The following is a 16387-nucleotide window of genomic DNA, read 5'->3' as shown; positions in this document are numbered from 1 at the left end:
TCTAAAATTTTTCTATGTTTTATTATATAATAAATTTATATATTTTTCTATTCTCTACCAAATTTTACTTAATACATATTACAATTTTTAGGAATACTAACTATGTAAATTTATATAGGAGGTGTTCATATGAACGATAGTTATTTAAGAAGAAAAGCTTCTGAAGAAGCAAAATCTATTTATGAAGATTATTTTACTGCATCTAAAACTTTAGATACATTTAATTCTATTCCAGGTATAGAAGTTTATAATATACCTAAATATCATCACAGTACATGTTGTCGCTGCCTTAACGCATTTCCTCATAGTGAAAGTAATTATTTTCCTGAAGAAGGATTTGTTTGCGACAATTGTTTAAATAATCAAACATTATCTTAACCTCTAATTTTACATTTAATTTATCTTGTTATATAATTAAGTAAATTCGACTTAAGGAGCTAGACATGAATATAACAATATATAATTCTGCTAAAGCAGAACTTGATAAGCTATTACAACAAGAAACTAATAAAAAATATATAAGAGTATTTATTAGAACTATAAGTTTCTGATGTGATGCTAGAGTGCATATAACTCTGGATGAGTTACAGGATAATGATGAATTATTTGAAGTTGATGGATATAAACTGATACTAAGCAAAAGATTAGCTTCTCAGATTAATAATCTATCTATATCATTTGGCGGTTTATTGAGCCCTAATGAGTTTAGTGTAGATTGCGACTTTAATGAATATTATTAAAAAAAGAGTGCCATTTGACACTCTTTTAATTATTTAAGTAAACTTTTCATTCCATCTGCAACAAATTCAACAGTTGTTCCAACTATAACTTGTGCGCTTGTCTTATTTAATTTTACAACACCTTTTGCTCCAATAGATTTTAATGCTTTATCATTTATTTTATCAGTATCTACTAACTCTAATCTTAATCTAGTGGCACAATTGTCTACCTTAGTTATATTTTCTTCTCCACCTAAATACTCTATATATTTTTTAGCTAAATCTAAATCACTAGTTATATCTGTAGCATCATCTTGATCAAATTCATCACAATCTTCTTCTCTACCAGGAGTTGGTAAATTTAATTTTGTAATTAATAAATAAAATACAACAAAGTATATTATAGCCATTACTAATCCAACTATAAGTAAAGTAATAGGCTTAGTCGCTAGTCCAAAATTCATTAAATAATCTATTGCTCCAGCTGAGAATGTAAATCCTTGTAATATTCCTAAGCTATCTACTACAAAGAATGATATAGATGTAAGTACTGCGTGTGCAATTAATAATATTGGTGATAAAAATATAAATAAAAATTCTATAGGTTCAGTAACACCTGTCAAGAAAGATGTAAGTGCTAAAGATAATAGCATTCCTCCAACAGCTTTTCTCTTTTCTTTTTTAGCTGCAAAGTATATTGCAAGAGCTACAGCTGGCAATCCAAACATCATTATAGGGAAAAATCCTGCCATAAAATGCCCCGCAGTTGGGTCTCCTGCAAAGAATCTAGCTATGTCTCCAGTTTTTCCATTATAAGTTCCTAATTGGAACCAGAAAAATGAATTTAAAACATGATGCAATCCCATAGGAATTAATAACCTATTAAATAAACCATATATTGCAGCTCCAAATGCTCCCATTCCAACCATAGACATTGAAAAATCAGTTAAAGCCCCTTGAACTGTTGGCCATATCATACCTAAAGGTATGGCAATCACAACAGATATAAGCCCCGACATTATAGGAACAAGTCTTCTTCCTCCAAAGAATGCTAGAAACTCAGGAAGTTTTACTTTTCTAAATTTGTTGTAACATAACCCACCTATTAAACCTGCTAGTATACCACCTAAAAATGATATATTTAGCGTTGCTACAACATCTTTACTTAAATGCATTATCCAATATTGTTTTGATACATTCGTCAATGTAAAATACGATATAACTCCAGCCAATGCTGCTGCTCCATTTTGGTCATCTGAAAACCCAACAGCAACTCCTAATGCAAATAATAACGGTAAATTATCAAATAAAGCAGACCCTGCTGCTCCAAAGAATGGTAAAATCGTTTGCAAGAACGGTATACCACCAAGCGCATCAACAATATCAGGTTGACCTAATCTTAACATTATACCTGCTATAGGTAATGCTGCTATAGGTAGCATAAGTGACTTACCTATACGTTGTAAAAATTTAAGCATAAAATAACCTCCTTTTTAATTTTTTTTAAACTATAAATTAATTATACGTTTTAATTTTCCATTTTTCAACATTTTATATTATTATTGCAAAATACTAATAAAGGATTGATTTTAATCAATCCTTTATTAGTATACTATTTATTTTCTACAACTCTCACCTTCCGGATTTAGCATATAATCTATATTTGATATAAACCCAATTTTATGATTGTATATGAAGCTAGATCTTATTCCTCCAACTAACTTTCCATCTTGTATTACAGGTGATCCACTCATTCCACCTATTACTCCACCTCTATATTCTTTAAGTTCTTTATCTTTTACTTTTATTTTAGCTCCATCTTCATATATTTTTGTTATTTCTATTTCATGTAATTTTTTTTCGTTAGTAACAGGTGACTTGCAATAAATATATGCTTTACCTTTCTTAGGTCTTGTTACCTCTAAAGCATTCTTATCATTAAATGTACTTTCTTTTAATTTTCCTTTTACTCCATATTCACTGTATTTATTTATATCTCCAATATAATTTAATTTTCCTTCTTTATTTTCTTTTAAATGTGGTTTTAAGCCACCATCATTAAATAATGTTGCTTTAATTGAATGAACATATGCAGTCTCAAATACTTGTGTACTAAGTGCTACTTCAGATCCATCTACATTATGACTCAATCCTATAAAGCTTCCATCTTCACTTACTGCAGTTATAGTTCCACAAAACTGTTGAGTAAAACTCAAATAAATCCCTCTAAAATCCTTACCTGTAAAAACTTGAACGTTCTCTTTTCCTTCTCTTAGAAATCTTACTAAAACTTTTTCATCTTCTGATTTATAAAGATCTGTTAAATCATTTAAATCATATTTTAATTTTTTCTTCATAGAAATTGCTGATAATATAATATCGTTCTTTTTAAAATCCGTATCTTCATTTACAAGCATATCAACCATAGGATATTTTAAATTTAAATTAACAAAAACAACTTCTGCTGATGGCATAAGTTTTCCTACGCTGTTTTGTCCAAAGCATAAGTTAGTTGATAAAAGTATAGCTACAATCATTAATGATAAAATGTTTATTAGTCTTTTCATAGCGTATCCCTTCTTAAAATTATTTTGATATTTATATTATTTTTCTATAAAATCATGTTTTTTATTATACTTTTATATAATTAGGAATATATTTTATTATTTACTAATATTTAGGTGGTGTTTTATGAATTTTGATAAGAATAAATTGGAAGTTAATTTTATTTTTCCAATGACAAAACCTTATACATTAAAAGATAGGAAATATACGCTTACTCATAGCGATGATACAGGTATATTATATTTAGATATCGCTAATTTTTATAACTACAAAAAAATTAATATAAATTTAAGAGATGAAGTTTTAGGAAGTTGGGTTTTTATTGAAAAAAATAAGTACGCATTATTACTTAACATTTGTTTGAAAGGAAATTCTCCATATGAGATTAAAAGAAAATATGAAATTTTCAAATCTCATTTGGACTTAGCAATTAAAGCTATATTATATGGAGATAGAGACTTTTTACTTGAAAATAAATTTTTATTAGATTCTAATATAATAGTTAATTTTTCATCTTCATATTTCATGTACAATTGTTCTGAGTATTACGGTTTAGTAAAAAATTATTTATTAGAAATTTGATACTTTTTAAAAGAGGCTCTTTCATATTTTGCCTCTTTTTATTTTTTTAAAATTTGAATATTGTTTTTAAAAAGTTGATTATAAGTATTCAAAAATGAGCTAGATAGTTCATTAACCTTTCCTTCCCAATTCTTGTCAAAATCTTCATCTGGACAGTAACTTACTTGAATTGCATCAACAGATAAACCTTTATAATATGCAGCTCCTTCTTTTAAGTAGTTTTTACTTAAGTGCCTGGCTGTTTGAAGTATAGATTCCTGTTGGCTTGGAAATAATTTTCCCTCAGAATTGTCGCTGTATACTTCATATCCTGTTAAGTTATTGTCTTCTACAGCTCTTCTTGAAGTTGCAAACCCACTTTCAAGAGCAACTACACCCGCCATGAAAAAAGCATTTACTCCATACTTTTGCTCAGCTTCTACAAATGCGTCCGATAAACGAATCATATTTTTAGCTCCTGTAGTATTTTCTAATACTTCTTTCATTTCAGCCTTACTTATATGACTTATATATGTCACATTATCTCTATTATAGCTAACGTTTAATATTCTAGCTTCTTCAGCTGTAATTTTATTTTTTTGCTTAGTTTTATCTTCATTTTTACTTACTATGCTTTTAACTTCACTTTCTTGTATCTTTTCATTTATTTTATTTGAATTTTCTTTCTTTATTAATTTTTGTTGTGATGATAAATCACAGCCTATCAGCATAGATGATAAACATACTAAAACTATTAGTTTTTTCCATAATTTCATATTTATTTATCTCCTTATTAAAATTTAAATATTTATCCTTAAAATTCAATATTTATATCCAACTTCCTCTTCGCAAGTTATATCAATAAATACGATTAATATACATTTTTATTTATTTTTTATCATAATAATAGTTTAAACAGTATTATCATATTAATTTTTTAGAATTTAATTCATAAAAAGGTAATAATATTTAATTATATATTCTAATACGTAGGTAATACTATTATTACAACTTAATAGAAAATATAATGTCTCATTAATAGGTAGGTTAATCTTATGTTAACTTCATTTTTTTTAATTTGACTTTCAATCTTCATGGTATTTACAATTTTACCTCGTAAGTTGAAGTATGTATTTTCTATAAGTTTATCTATATTTTCGAAAACAATTGGTTTAATACTACTTGTTTTTATATTAATATCTAGTTGTAATTTTCTAATATAAATTATAATTAGATATATAAAAAGGACATCGTACAAACGATGTCCTTCTTTATTTAAACCATTTTATTTTTTATTATATTTTCTATAATTTTTTCTAAAGTTAAATCTTCGGTGTCAATATTTTCCAATTCAAGTATATACTCCTCGAACTCCACTTCTACAAACCTATCTGCCTTATTATCTTCATTTATATAATCCACTATTTTGTAGTCTTTAATTTCTTCTTCTAAATACTCTCTTAGTTCATTATATTCTTCTTCACTTATTTTATTTTTGTTACATCTGCAATTTGGGCATCCCATAAATATTTCTCCTTTTTTATTTGATTTAAATCTAGCGTAAGCTGTTCTATTAAAAGTTTATTGTTTTTATTTTTACTTATTTCCTTTTTTGTTTCTTTATCATCTTGTATAACATTAATTTTTGAAAGTAGCTTTTTTAAAGAAGATAAGTTATCAATAGATATACTTTCATTATTAACAATTAAGGTATATCCTACTCCAGTTTTCTTAATTGTTAAATTTGGATCATCCATCTTTATAGATAAAACCTTAGAATCTATATACTCCACTGAAAATGTATTTTTCTTTTTTGAAAACAATTCTATTAGCTTGTCATTTAACACTTTTTCTTTTTTTGATTTAGACTTTTTCATCTCTATTGCACCCATTCTTATAAGTAATGGTTCTAATAATTTTAAGTCATTTAAAAATATAGGTCCTCCCTTTAAGTTAACACTGTATCCTTTACTTGAGGCTTCTATTTTTATATCTTTTTCATTTATATATATAGACGTTATTTTTCCATCAACATATTTAACTTCATAAGATTTATCTATTTTAGCTAATACACTTGTTACTTTATTTGGCAAATACATACAAATTCCTCTTTTATTTTAGTTTTTTACTTAAAATATATCATTTATTTCAAATTATTGCAACATAAAAAAACAGACTATACTTAAGTATAGTCTGTTTTCATAATTTTTTTAAAGTTCTTTTACTTTTAAATAGAAGTTAGTTAATGTTATTTCAAAGTATGGAACAAGCCATAAAAATCCTATACCAAGTGATAATACACATAATATAGACCATCCTATAAAGCTTAGCTCTAAAACAAAATAATCAAATTTATGACCTTTCATCATTCTAGCACTTTCTTTTATACATTCCATAGCTGATTTATCAGGATTTTCTGCTAATATATAATTAGCTTGAGAGAACATTATTCCTACTATAATTCCTGGTATAACAAATAATATAGTTCCTATAAATACACATATCCATATTATAAAATTCATCACTAATGCTTTTATAAATACATCAAACCCTGAAAATAAATCATTAAATTGTGTAGTTGAATCTTTACGTGCTAATTTAAGTGAAAATCTACTGATTCCAACTTGAAGTGATCCATAAACTAAAAGTCCTATTATATTTAAACTTAGTCCAATCATAGATCCTTCTGTAGAGTTAGTTAATTCTACATTCGCTAATTGAAGAATAGCTGAATAACAAACAAAAACTAATATTGCTACAAGCCATCTTCCTTTTAGTTGATCCTTTGCACTACTTTTTAACTCTGCTCTTGTAAACATATTTACACCTCCATATTCAATTATTAATATTTATACCTTAAACTTGATTTACTAAACAATTATATACATATAATGAAAATTATTCCATATATAAATTTTTTATTATATCTTTTCATTTTGTATATAATATAAGCTATAAAAATATCCTTTAATATCTATAAGTTCTTCAAAACTTCCTTTTTCTATCACCATTCCATCTTTCATTACTATAATTTCATCATAATCGGTAAGTAAATTTTTTATAAGTTTATGTGTAACAACTATCATGGTTAAATTTTCTAAATTCAAAAGTGATTTTTCTAAACTATATGCAGTTTCATTATCAAGGGCTGATGTAGATTCATCTAATATTAATATCTTAGTTTCATTTATCAAAGCTCTTGCAATCGCAATTCTTTGTTTTTCTCCACCTGATAATTTATTCCCATTTTCTCCAACTAATGAATCAATACCGTCTTCTAGCCTATTTATAAGTCCCATTATTCCAGATCTTTTGCAACTCTCAATTACACTTTCATCACTATAATTGGAAAACAATCTTATATTTTCTTTTATAGAGTCATCAAACATAAACACATTTTGCTGTATCATAGATATAGTTTTATATAAATCGCTACTATATATTTTATTTAAATCTTTATTATCAATAGTTATTTTGCCCTCATATTCATTATAATATCTCATAATCAACTTAATTAATGTACTTTTGCCACATCCACTTTCACCAACTATTGCATATTTTTTATTTCTTTCAAATTTTAAATTTATATTTTTCAATGCATTTCGTTCTTTTGTATATGAAAAATTAAGATCTTTTATATCTATGCAATCTCTAAAGCTCTTTATTTCTTCAGATTCTTCAGATTCATTATTTACATTCAATATATCTTCAACTTTTTTACCAATAAGAGATACTGATTTTATTTGATTTATAAGTGATATACTAGTTTTAACAGGTCCAACTATATGAGTACTAAGTTGAATTATTATTATCGCTGTTCCTACAGATATACTTTTTTTGTACATTAAGTATCCACCTAAAATTAAAACTCCTAAATATATAGTTACACTAAAAGCCACAGAAAAACCCTTTATAATTGATTCTAATATAGAACACTTTCTTTTTGAGTTTTCTACATTTAAAGAATTTTTAACGAAAATCTTATTTATTTTTTTGCTTATGTTGAATCCTTTTATAACTTCAAACCCAGAAAATAAATCTTTTGTTACAGAAGTTATTTCTTCTAAATTTCTAGAGTACTCATTTTTTTCTATGACTAGCTTTTTTGAAAGTGCATTAGGAATTATGAATCCTAAAACTCCAAATATAGATATGAAAATTACTATATATGGACTTATGTAAAATAATGCACATAAAGAAATTAAAAATGATAGCAGTGATGATATAACTAAGAATATATTATTTAGAAAATTATCTTCTATTAATTTTATATCATTATATAATACTGATATGTATTTCCCACTATTGTCCAAAGAAAAATCTTTTATATCTTTATTTATTAACTTAGAAAATACATCACATCTTAAGTAATTAACAGTATTTTTGATATAGCTTGACATAACAAGTCCATCTAAATATTCTGTAAAAAACATTATTATTATTAGTGCAATAGTTACTGTAACTATTGGGATAAATTTTTCTACTTGTCCGCTCGCAAATATATCAACTATAAATCCCATAATAAAATCAAAACATATACTTGCTAATGCTACTAATGATATTGTAATCACTCTAAGGAAAAACTGCCATTTATACTCTAGGGCATATTTAAAGAGTATCCTCATGCTTAATCCTCCTGTTTTTTATTTTCAAAAACTTAAAAAAGGCCTATTATATAGACCTTTTAAGTGTACTATTAAATTTTAGTGATGTCCAATGTATTAGTTTGATTAAACTATATCATACTTAGTAAAATTATCAAATTTATTTTTTAAATTTTCTATAATATAGTTTATCAATATACACATACTATCTAAGAAAGGATGTGTATAAATGTTTTTTAGAAAGTTAAGTATAATATTTTCTATAAGCTTATTAATTTTTTCCAGCAACATAGTAACTACATTTGCTTTATCTAGTGCAAAGCCAGATGAGCTAACTAAAGAAATTGTAAAGGATTTAGGAATAGTAGATAACGAAATGTTATTATTAATCAAAACTATTTCTAGTAAAAATGTAAATAAAAATGAACTTCTAAATCGAGTTAAATATGTAAATACATTAATCACTGCCTTAAGTAAAAAAACTAACTTTTTATCAAACGATCAAAAAGATTTAAATCTTGCAATTAACGCTATCTTGGATTTTTACCAATTATCCATTTTACGTATTGAATCCTATTTAAATAATTTTTCTTCAGAAGATTTACTAGACGCTATAGCTTATTTCTCCATAGGTTATTATGCTTTAGACAATATAAGAGATACTATAATACTTGAAGCGGTAAAATAATTTATCGCTTCAAATAAATTATATATATGTGTTAATTTAACCATATCAACAAATATGTATCTATTGATGTACATATAAATGCTATTACATAAAATTATAATGATTATAATTTTCCATCTTTAGAATACGTATTCAGTAATCCACATCCTATAAATTGTAACTTTAAAACTATATCAAATAGATTAAATCATACTGTCATAAAGGTTAACTTAAATATATATTCTCATGTACTTAAATTAATATATGTTAAAGTCTTTGAAAAATATCTCTAGCATTATGTTTAAATTATATCAATTAAATTATCAGTTAAAATAAAAAAAGTCAGTAAAAGTCAGTGAAATTTATACTGACTTTTACTGACTTTTTTATTTAAATACTAGTTATACACTCATTTGTGAAAATTAATATTCATAAATTTTTTAGTGGTGTCCACATCCGTCGTGAGAACAAGTATGGTTACTTGGGAACTCACTTAATTTATTTTCTTTAAATAAGTTTAAGTTATCTTCAAGAGTATCGGCTTGAGCTTTAAAAACTTTTATTCCCATAGAGTTTAATTTAACAATAGCACCTTGCCCTATTCCACCTACTATTACAGCATCTACAACATTTCCTGATAATGCTTTTATAGGTTGGCATTTACCATGTTCATGTCCTAAGTCTCCATTGCTTATTTCTGATAATTCCTCATTTTCTAAGTTATAAACTAAGAACATAGGAGCTGATCCAAAATGTCCAAATGGTTTACTTTTTAATCCTTCATTCACTTCTACTGGTATACAAACTTTCATTTTTAAATCTCCCTTCTTTTGCAACACTTTCTTATAGACTTACAATTTTGGCTACAATCAGTGCTATCTAGTTTAATATTTGAAGTATCTAATAAATTATTATTTATACTTCCTATTGAATTAAAAAAAGATATACATTCATCAAATGCGCTTTCATTTACATGATAAAAAACATAATATCCTTCTTTATATCCAGTTATTATTTCAGCTTCTTTTAAAACTTTGATATGTTGTGAAACTGATGAATCAGTTATTCCTAAGTACTTTGATATACCTTTTTGGCATATATCTCGTTTCGAGACTAATAATAAAACTTTAAGTCTTGTTTCATCACTTAGAGCTTTAAATATTTTGGCTACTTTTTCCATATAAACCTCTTTTTTGATTAAGTAATTACTTAATTAGATTATAATACTCTTAACTATTTTTTTCAACCAACATTTTATAAAAACTTTTAAATTTATTTTATTAATAGATTTATTTTTTATTTTTGTGGTATCTATTTTAATAAAGGAGTGATAGTTTTGATTAATTTTAGAGATATAGGTGGATGCAAGTCATCAGATGGAAGAGTTGTTAAAGAAGGTTTATTTTTTAGATCTGCTAATTTAGTTAATTTATCTAAAAACGACTTACAAATGTTAAAAGATTTAAACATAAAAACTATATTTGATTTTAGAGATGAAAGTGAAAGATTAAGTAGTCCTTCTGACATAGTAGAAAGTATAAATTATATAAGAATTCCTGCTATGCCTCAATTAAAGTCAAATATAGCCCAATTAGGTTCAATAAAAGAAATGATGGAAAACATGTTTGATAAAAACAATGCATTTGAACTGTTAAAAGAGGCTTATTATAATTTACCAGTTAATAACCCTGCGTATAAAGAACTAGTAAAGCTTCTGCAAAATGATTCAAACCTTCCAATTCTTATGCACTGTACAGCAGGAAAAGATAGAACAGGAGTTGGATCTGCGATAATTCTAATGATTTTAGGAGTTAATCGAAGTTCTATAGTTGAAGATTATCTTAAAAGTAATCAATCTGCCAAAGATTCTATAAATGAAATTTTATCAGCTCAACCTGAATTGAAAAATGTGCCAAAGGATAAGTTAAAATACATATTCGGAGTTAATGAAACCTACATAAATGAAGTTTTCAAAAGAATAGATACTGATTTTGACTCAACAGAAGATTATTTATTTAAAGAATTTAATTTAACTAAAGATAATATAAAAAATTTACAATCTAAATATTTATATTAATTCAAAATAATAAATGAGCTGTTTTTAACTTAAATTACTTTACGTTAAACCCAACTCATTTATTATTTTTATCTTATTTATATGATATTTTTAACTTTTTATTTTTTATGTCTATATCCTTTATATATAAAGCTATATTTCTTTTTGATACTTCTTCATTTATATAGTCAATTCTATTCATTTCGTTATTGTTTTTATATATTATTTTCATAGGACTATATATATCACATTTAATGTCTTTTAAAATTTCTCTAAATGTTTCTAGCTTCCAACGTTTAAAGTCTTTACTTATACTATCAATAACATAATGAGTATTAACTCTTTTTATATCACAATCATGCAAATCTCTTTTTAGTTTATTTATAGTGGTGTTATTGTGACCTATATCTAAGATTATAAAGTATCCATAATCATATTTACTTCTTATAAGTCTTCCATAAGCTTGTTTAGCTTTTATGCTTAATTGCGGATAGTTAACATCGTCATATGTAGTTCTTTTGAAACTTCTTATTGATGAGTACAACGGATCATCCAAACTTTTATTTGGAAGTTTATCAAGAATTACGCAAGTTAACCCTTCTCCTTGTATATCAACACCTTCAAAACAACTCTTAGAAGCTAAGACAACACACTTTTTACTCAAATCTCTTAAGTTATTAACTGCTGATTTATCCTTATACAGTTCTATATTATGAATATTTAATCTATGAACAAGCTTTTTATAAACTTTTTCTAATCTATTCTTACTTGTAAATAAAGCTAGTACATGTCCATTACTATTTACACATATATTTTCAATCAAATTCACAGTGTGATCTATAAATTCATCATTTAAAGCATTGTATTTTGGAAACTCTTCCATTGCTAAAATTTTAGTTTTTCCTTTATAATCATATATAGACTCAATTGTTTTTTCTATAGCCTTGTGCTTATCTAATCCCAATGTTCTTTTAAACGTACTCATATTATTATTTATATTTAATGTTGCTGATAAAAAAACAACTGTATTTACAGTGCTTAAAAACACACTTTCAAACATTTCAGCTACATCAATAGGGATAACTCTTATATTAAAATACTTATATTCATTATTTATATCAATGATCCTACAATAGTTGTCTAACTTTTTTTCTATAAAGCTTTCAATGGTTAATATATTGCAATCTATATCCATTGTCTTTGCACTTATTGTATTAAATATATAACTATCATCTTCTCCTTCTTTTTCACATTGATCTATTATATAGTTTAAAGATCTTAATATTTCTTTTAAATATATAACAATGTTTTCAAATTCACTTCGCATATATCCACTTATATCCACTCTATTTTTAAAAGATACATTACTAAGAGGAGCTTGCTGCCTATTTATTTCCCAAGAATGGTCATATAGCCCACTCTTTAAAGACTTTCCACATCCATTTAGTATGTTATTTATACTTTGTTTTGCTAAAGTTATTTTTTCTTGCAATTTTGCTTTTATATTACTATCTAGTTGAAGTTTTCCCGCAACACTAATATAAAATTTATCCATAGTACTTACATTTTTATGATTGATCTCACTATGAGGATATAATTCATCTAATAACTTATCTAATAAAATACTATTACATTCTGAGGTAAAGAAATCATAGCTTTTTTCCATTAAATTATGGCCTTCATCTATTATTAAATAATCCAATTGTTTTTGTTCTTTATACGGCCATTTTGCAAGTAAAGAATGGTTAATAACAGTTATATGTTCTTTTTTCAGTTCTTTTATTCTATTTTTATAAAAACATCTTTCAATGCACTTTTCTGGATAACAGATATCTGATTCACATCTCAAATTAAAAATTAACCCTTCTATTTCAGAGAAAATATATTTAACATTATTAGGAATTTCCTCTATATCTCCATATTTTCCATTTTCAATTAGTCTTTGAATATATAAAAACTCTAGTAATTCACTTTGACTTTTAAATACTACGCTTTTTTTGTATTCTTCCAATCTTCTATTACATAGGTAATTATTTTTACCCTTCATACATCCATAGTTTATTTTACTTTGTAAGTTTAAGGATTTTAAAACTGTAGGTATATCTTTGTTTATAAGTTGCATCTGTAAATTTTTTGTATCTGTAGATATAACAATTTTCTTTCCATTATAAAAAGACTCCATAATTGCTGGAATTAGATATCCAACACTTTTCCCGATTCCTGTAGGAGCTTCTATACACCCTATTTTAGGTGCATCCTCTTTACTGTTAAACACATCTTTTATAAACTCAGTAAATTCATGCTGCTTTGGTCTAAATATATAACTAAAATTTTTAGAGTTTGTCCAAAGTTCATTTAATTTTAATAAATCCTCATATGAGTTTTTATATTTTGATAAATTTATATTATGTCTATTTCCTTGGGAATCTTTTTCATTTATTTCAAACAACACACTTTGTTCAAATTCATTTTTTTCATCTATTTCTTTTAAATATTTAATCCATTCCCAAGACTTTATATTTGAGCTTTTAAAATATTGTTCTAAATTAAAATAAAGTTTATCTAATCTAGTCTCCTCACTCTTCCAAAGTCTAATCAAAAGAGCATTTACTAATTGTATATTTAGTAAAACATCGTTTAATGCTCTATTATTTACCTGTTTATTAATATCTGTAACTTTATTTATAAGATAGTTAAGTTCATAATTTATATGAAACGGCTCTAAAATAATAGCTAGCTGCATAGAATCTAAAAGTTCATTTTTTAATCTTTTATCTTCAAAAATATATTTATCTAAGAAGCACTTTTTTGATTTTAAATCATGACAAATTATAGGATAGTCTTTTATAAAATCTATAAATTTATTTCTTATTTGATATATAGTAGGTGCCTTATCTAAATCATTTTGCTTAAGGTTTTTACAAGTCCCAAATACACTTACAGGAACTTCCTCATAAGGTTTAATCAAAGTATTAAACTTAAAAACTTCATTATTTATAACTTTAATAGCTGCAATTTCTATTATTTCAGAGGTATTAGGATTTAATCCACTAGTTACTATATTTAAGTATACAACATCATTTAATATGCTTTTCATATAATACCTCCTCCATTTAGAATAACCTTAATTATACCATTTAAAATATATAAAAAACAAAAAACTGTCTAATTAATTAGACAGTTTCTAATATACCTATTAATATTGCACCTTTTGATGTGTATGTTCCCATAACAGATCCAACCGAACTTATTGTTATATCTTTAAAATCATACTCTTTTGACATAATTTCTTTAACCTTTAATGCTTTTTCTTTACAATTAGAATGCCCTATTGCTAAACTATATTTCTTTTCACTACTAATATTTTTATATATGTTTTCTATAACTTTTTTAATTGAGTTACTATCCCCTCTTGCTTTATCAACAGGTTTTACAATTCCATCTATAACCTGAATTATAACTTTAAAATTCAATGCATTTATAAGTTTTCCAGCTAAAGGATTTACTCTACCACCTTTAATTGCATTTTCTAGTGTTTCAAGTGAACCATAAAAAGTAACTTTTTCTTTTAGACTTTCTATAGTCTTCACTATCTCATCTAAATTTTTCCCTTCATCTGCTAACTGAGCAGCTTTAATAACTAAAAGCCCTTGACCAACTGATCCATTAGCAGTATCAATCACTTCTATTCTTTTATCCGTGTTATCTTCCTCAAACATATTTTTTGCAAGTACCGCTGTTGAATATGTAGCTGATAGCTTTGAAGATAAAGTTAAAACTAAAATTTCTTCTTCTTCACAATCATATACATTTACAAATTTTTCAGGTGATGGACACGATGTTTTAGGAAGTTCCTTTGAACTTGCCATTCTATTGTAAAATGTATCACTCTCCATATCTCCATCAGCGTAAGTATCTTCCCCAAATGAAACATTTAACTTTACTATTTCTATATTATATTTTTGTACTAACTCTTTATTTAAATCACAAGAACTATCTGTTATTATCTTGATTTTTTTCATTCATATATCTCCTTATTTTTCAGTCGGTCGGTCGACCGATATATCTTTTATTTAATTGTACATTTGATTTATATTAAAGTCAATCATAAAAAATCCTCTTCTCTCGATGGATTACGTCTTCTAACTTTTCATATCTCCAAAGACTTTGCTCGTTGCTCAAAAAACCTTATTTTAAACGTATTTTTGCTATATGTTACTTTGTTGACAATAAAAATTTATAAGCTTATAATTATTTTATTAAAATAGCAGTTAATTGTAGAAAGGTTGACTTTATGAAATCAAATAATACTAATATGAAAGAAAATATTTTATTATCTGCAACAGAATTGATAACCAAAAACGGAGTTAAAAATACTAGTTTATCTGATATAGCAAAAGCCGTAAATATAAGTAAAGGTACTTTATATTATCACTACTCATCAAAAGATGCATTAATCTCTGAAATTGCCAATACTCACTTAAATGCAATCAGTGAATCTATACTCCAATGTATTCAAGGTATTGATCCAAATAATCCAAAAGATCAAATGATAAGCTTAATAATGGAGAAAATCTCCGATATAGAAGATAGGGGTAGAATACACATGTACATTCTTTGTGAAGCTATTACAGGGAATGATACTTTAAAAGAACAAATAAAATTAAAATATATAGAATGGCGTAATACATTAAAATCAGAAATTGTTAAAATAAGTTCAAAAGATGCTGAAGCTCTTTCATTCTTACTAGTTTCTATAGTTGATGGATTAGTTCTTCAAGGCCTATTAAAAACTGAAAACTTACCATTTGAAAATATAGCTGATTTTTTAGTTACAAATTGGTATTAGTTAAATATAAGATAAATTTTTAGGGGTGAATTTATGCAGAATCTAACATTTGAAGCTTTAAACTCAACTGATTTATTAGTTGGATTAAAAGAAAAATATGAAACCATTATCATTAAAGGGGCTTACTGCCAAGAAATATATGATTTAGTGAAAAGTCAATCTACAGAACATGAATTAATGAGTTATGCATTAGATACAAGTATCTTAATTTATGCAATAGTCTCACTTAAAGATATATTTGTAAACTCTGATAAAAAAACAGAAAAAGATATAGAAAAAAAACTTAAGTTATATGAAATATCTGATATATCTAAAAATAGTTTGATTTTAAAATTAAGATAATACTTAATAGGCCTAACACTAATT

The 16387-nt window shown here is 25.6% G+C and carries 18 protein-coding genes; 7 read left to right on the top strand and 11 right to left on the bottom strand.

The annotated features are described in order from the left end of the window. Positions 1 to 129: 129 nt before the first annotated feature. Positions 130 to 378, top strand: coding sequence for a hypothetical protein (locus RWY47_RS10915; RefSeq protein WP_021429117.1), 249 nt, complete (start codon positions 130 to 132; stop codon positions 376 to 378). A 185-nt stretch (positions 379 to 563) separates the two neighbouring features. Then, a complete protein-coding gene (locus RWY47_RS10910) occupies positions 564 to 740 on the top strand; it encodes a hypothetical protein (protein WP_224170568.1) in 177 nt (58 codons plus the stop codon). Positions 741 to 769: 29 nt separating this feature from the next. Here RWY47_RS10910 and nagE read toward each other — a convergent pair whose 3' ends face one another. Together nagE and RWY47_RS10900 are read right to left on the bottom strand one after the other, a co-directional pair. Continuing rightward, positions 770 to 2197, bottom strand: coding sequence for an N-acetylglucosamine-specific PTS transporter subunit IIBC (nagE, locus tag RWY47_RS10905; protein WP_150842616.1), 1428 nt, complete (start codon positions 2195 to 2197; stop codon positions 770 to 772). Between the two features lie 138 nt (positions 2198 to 2335). Then, positions 2336 to 3286: a SpoIVB peptidase S55 domain-containing protein gene (locus RWY47_RS10900; protein WP_168931478.1), complete on the bottom strand. Its 951-nt coding sequence runs from the start codon at positions 3284 to 3286 to the stop codon at positions 2336 to 2338. A 124-nt stretch (positions 3287 to 3410) separates the two neighbouring features. Between RWY47_RS10900 and RWY47_RS10895 the strand changes: the two genes are divergently transcribed. Further along, positions 3411 to 3866: a staygreen family protein gene (locus tag RWY47_RS10895; RefSeq protein ID WP_168931480.1), complete on the top strand. Its 456-nt coding sequence runs from the start codon at positions 3411 to 3413 to the stop codon at positions 3864 to 3866. A 38-nt stretch (positions 3867 to 3904) separates the two neighbouring features. On the opposite strand, the gene RWY47_RS10890 is transcribed toward RWY47_RS10895, so the two are convergent. From RWY47_RS10890 to RWY47_RS10870, 5 genes are all read right to left on the bottom strand, one after another. Beyond that, on the bottom strand, positions 3905 to 4621 hold the full coding sequence (locus RWY47_RS10890; RefSeq protein WP_224170567.1) for a glucosaminidase domain-containing protein: 717 nt from the start codon (positions 4619 to 4621) through the stop codon (positions 3905 to 3907). 499 nt (positions 4622 to 5120) lie between these two features. After that, on the bottom strand, positions 5121 to 5369 hold the full coding sequence (locus RWY47_RS10885) for a hypothetical protein (protein WP_021432655.1): 249 nt from the start codon (positions 5367 to 5369) through the stop codon (positions 5121 to 5123). Beyond that, positions 5330 to 5944, bottom strand: coding sequence for a hypothetical protein (locus RWY47_RS10880; RefSeq protein ID WP_025162368.1), 615 nt, complete (start codon positions 5942 to 5944; stop codon positions 5330 to 5332). The genes RWY47_RS10885 and RWY47_RS10880 overlap by 40 nt, the downstream gene beginning before the upstream one ends. A gap of 111 nt (positions 5945 to 6055) precedes the next feature. Beyond that, a complete protein-coding gene (locus RWY47_RS10875) occupies positions 6056 to 6664 on the bottom strand; it encodes a DUF975 family protein (protein ID WP_025162369.1) in 609 nt (202 codons plus the stop codon). Positions 6665 to 6766: 102 nt separating this feature from the next. Then, the gene (locus RWY47_RS10870) at positions 6767 to 8470 is read right to left on the bottom strand and encodes an ABC transporter ATP-binding protein (protein WP_224170566.1); all 1704 of its coding nucleotides are present in this window, start codon (positions 8468 to 8470) and stop codon (positions 6767 to 6769) included. A 208-nt stretch (positions 8471 to 8678) separates the two neighbouring features. On the opposite strand from RWY47_RS10870, the gene RWY47_RS10865 reads away from it, so the two are divergent. After that, positions 8679 to 9137, top strand: a complete 459-nt coding sequence (locus RWY47_RS10865) for a hypothetical protein (protein WP_168931486.1) — start codon at positions 8679 to 8681, stop codon at positions 9135 to 9137. Positions 9138 to 9556: 419 nt separating this feature from the next. Here the strand turns inward: RWY47_RS10865 and RWY47_RS10860 are convergent, their stop codons facing one another. Next, entirely contained in the window at positions 9557 to 9928 is a 372-nt protein-coding gene (locus tag RWY47_RS10860; protein WP_021429165.1) for a NifB/NifX family molybdenum-iron cluster-binding protein, read from the bottom strand. Positions 9929 to 9930: 2 nt separating this feature from the next. Next, a complete protein-coding gene (locus RWY47_RS10855) occupies positions 9931 to 10296 on the bottom strand; it encodes an ArsR/SmtB family transcription factor (protein ID WP_025162372.1) in 366 nt (121 codons plus the stop codon). Between the two features lie 156 nt (positions 10297 to 10452). Between RWY47_RS10855 and RWY47_RS10850 the strand changes: the two genes are divergently transcribed. Further along, on the top strand, positions 10453 to 11193 hold the full coding sequence (locus RWY47_RS10850; RefSeq protein WP_316030327.1) for a tyrosine-protein phosphatase: 741 nt from the start codon (positions 10453 to 10455) through the stop codon (positions 11191 to 11193). Positions 11194 to 11266: 73 nt separating this feature from the next. Here RWY47_RS10850 and RWY47_RS10845 read toward each other — a convergent pair whose 3' ends face one another. Continuing rightward, positions 11267 to 14269 (bottom strand): helicase C-terminal domain-containing protein, encoded by a 3003-nt coding sequence (locus RWY47_RS10845; RefSeq protein WP_224170565.1) that lies wholly within the window; start codon positions 14267 to 14269, stop codon positions 11267 to 11269. 76 nt (positions 14270 to 14345) lie between these two features. After that, complete coding sequence (locus RWY47_RS10840; RefSeq protein WP_150842568.1) at positions 14346 to 15194, bottom strand: DegV family protein; 849 nt, start codon at positions 15192 to 15194, stop codon at positions 14346 to 14348. 272 nt (positions 15195 to 15466) lie between these two features. Between RWY47_RS10840 and RWY47_RS10835 the strand changes: the two genes are divergently transcribed. Then, on the top strand, positions 15467 to 16021 hold the full coding sequence (locus tag RWY47_RS10835) for a TetR/AcrR family transcriptional regulator (protein WP_021429130.1): 555 nt from the start codon (positions 15467 to 15469) through the stop codon (positions 16019 to 16021). A 33-nt stretch (positions 16022 to 16054) separates the two neighbouring features. Beyond that, complete coding sequence (locus RWY47_RS10830; protein ID WP_316030326.1) at positions 16055 to 16363, top strand: hypothetical protein; 309 nt, start codon at positions 16055 to 16057, stop codon at positions 16361 to 16363. Positions 16364 to 16387 lie beyond the last annotated feature (24 nt).

This window comes from Paraclostridium sp. MRS3W1 (assembly GCF_032465715.1).
GTDB classification, from domain to species: Bacteria; Bacillota; Clostridia; order Peptostreptococcales; family Peptostreptococcaceae; genus Paraclostridium; species Paraclostridium dentum.
Note: the sequence above shows the minus strand (reverse complement) of the source record. Positions and strands in the feature narration are given on the sequence as shown.

What these genes read in the sequence shown, in the direction of transcription:
- RWY47_RS10915 (WP_021429117.1), top strand. Translation starts at nt 130, where the DNA reads ATGAACGATAGTTATTTAAGAAGAAAAGCTTCTGAAGAAGCAAAATCT.
- nagE (WP_150842616.1), bottom strand. Translation starts at nt 2,197, where the DNA reads ATGCTTAAATTTTTACAACGTATAGGTAAGTCACTTATGCTACCTATA.
- RWY47_RS10900 (WP_168931478.1), bottom strand. Translation starts at nt 3,286, where the DNA reads ATGAAAAGACTAATAAACATTTTATCATTAATGATTGTAGCTATACTT.
- RWY47_RS10895 (WP_168931480.1), top strand. Translation starts at nt 3,411, where the DNA reads ATGAATTTTGATAAGAATAAATTGGAAGTTAATTTTATTTTTCCAATG.
- RWY47_RS10890 (WP_224170567.1), bottom strand. Translation starts at nt 4,621, where the DNA reads ATGAAATTATGGAAAAAACTAATAGTTTTAGTATGTTTATCATCTATG.
- RWY47_RS10885 (WP_021432655.1), bottom strand. Translation starts at nt 5,369, where the DNA reads ATGGGATGCCCAAATTGCAGATGTAACAAAAATAAAATAAGTGAAGAA.
- RWY47_RS10880 (WP_025162368.1), bottom strand. Translation starts at nt 5,944, where the DNA reads ATGTATTTGCCAAATAAAGTAACAAGTGTATTAGCTAAAATAGATAAA.
- RWY47_RS10875 (WP_025162369.1), bottom strand. Translation starts at nt 6,664, where the DNA reads ATGTTTACAAGAGCAGAGTTAAAAAGTAGTGCAAAGGATCAACTAAAA.
- RWY47_RS10870 (WP_224170566.1), bottom strand. Translation starts at nt 8,470, where the DNA reads ATGAGGATACTCTTTAAATATGCCCTAGAGTATAAATGGCAGTTTTTC.
- RWY47_RS10865 (WP_168931486.1), top strand. Translation starts at nt 8,679, where the DNA reads ATGTTTTTTAGAAAGTTAAGTATAATATTTTCTATAAGCTTATTAATT.
- RWY47_RS10860 (WP_021429165.1), bottom strand. Translation starts at nt 9,928, where the DNA reads ATGAAAGTTTGTATACCAGTAGAAGTGAATGAAGGATTAAAAAGTAAA.
- RWY47_RS10855 (WP_025162372.1), bottom strand. Translation starts at nt 10,296, where the DNA reads ATGGAAAAAGTAGCCAAAATATTTAAAGCTCTAAGTGATGAAACAAGA.
- RWY47_RS10845 (WP_224170565.1), bottom strand. Translation starts at nt 14,269, where the DNA reads ATGAAAAGCATATTAAATGATGTTGTATACTTAAATATAGTAACTAGT.
- RWY47_RS10840 (WP_150842568.1), bottom strand. Translation starts at nt 15,194, where the DNA reads ATGAAAAAAATCAAGATAATAACAGATAGTTCTTGTGATTTAAATAAA.
- RWY47_RS10835 (WP_021429130.1), top strand. Translation starts at nt 15,467, where the DNA reads ATGAAATCAAATAATACTAATATGAAAGAAAATATTTTATTATCTGCA.
- RWY47_RS10830 (WP_316030326.1), top strand. Translation starts at nt 16,055, where the DNA reads ATGCAGAATCTAACATTTGAAGCTTTAAACTCAACTGATTTATTAGTT.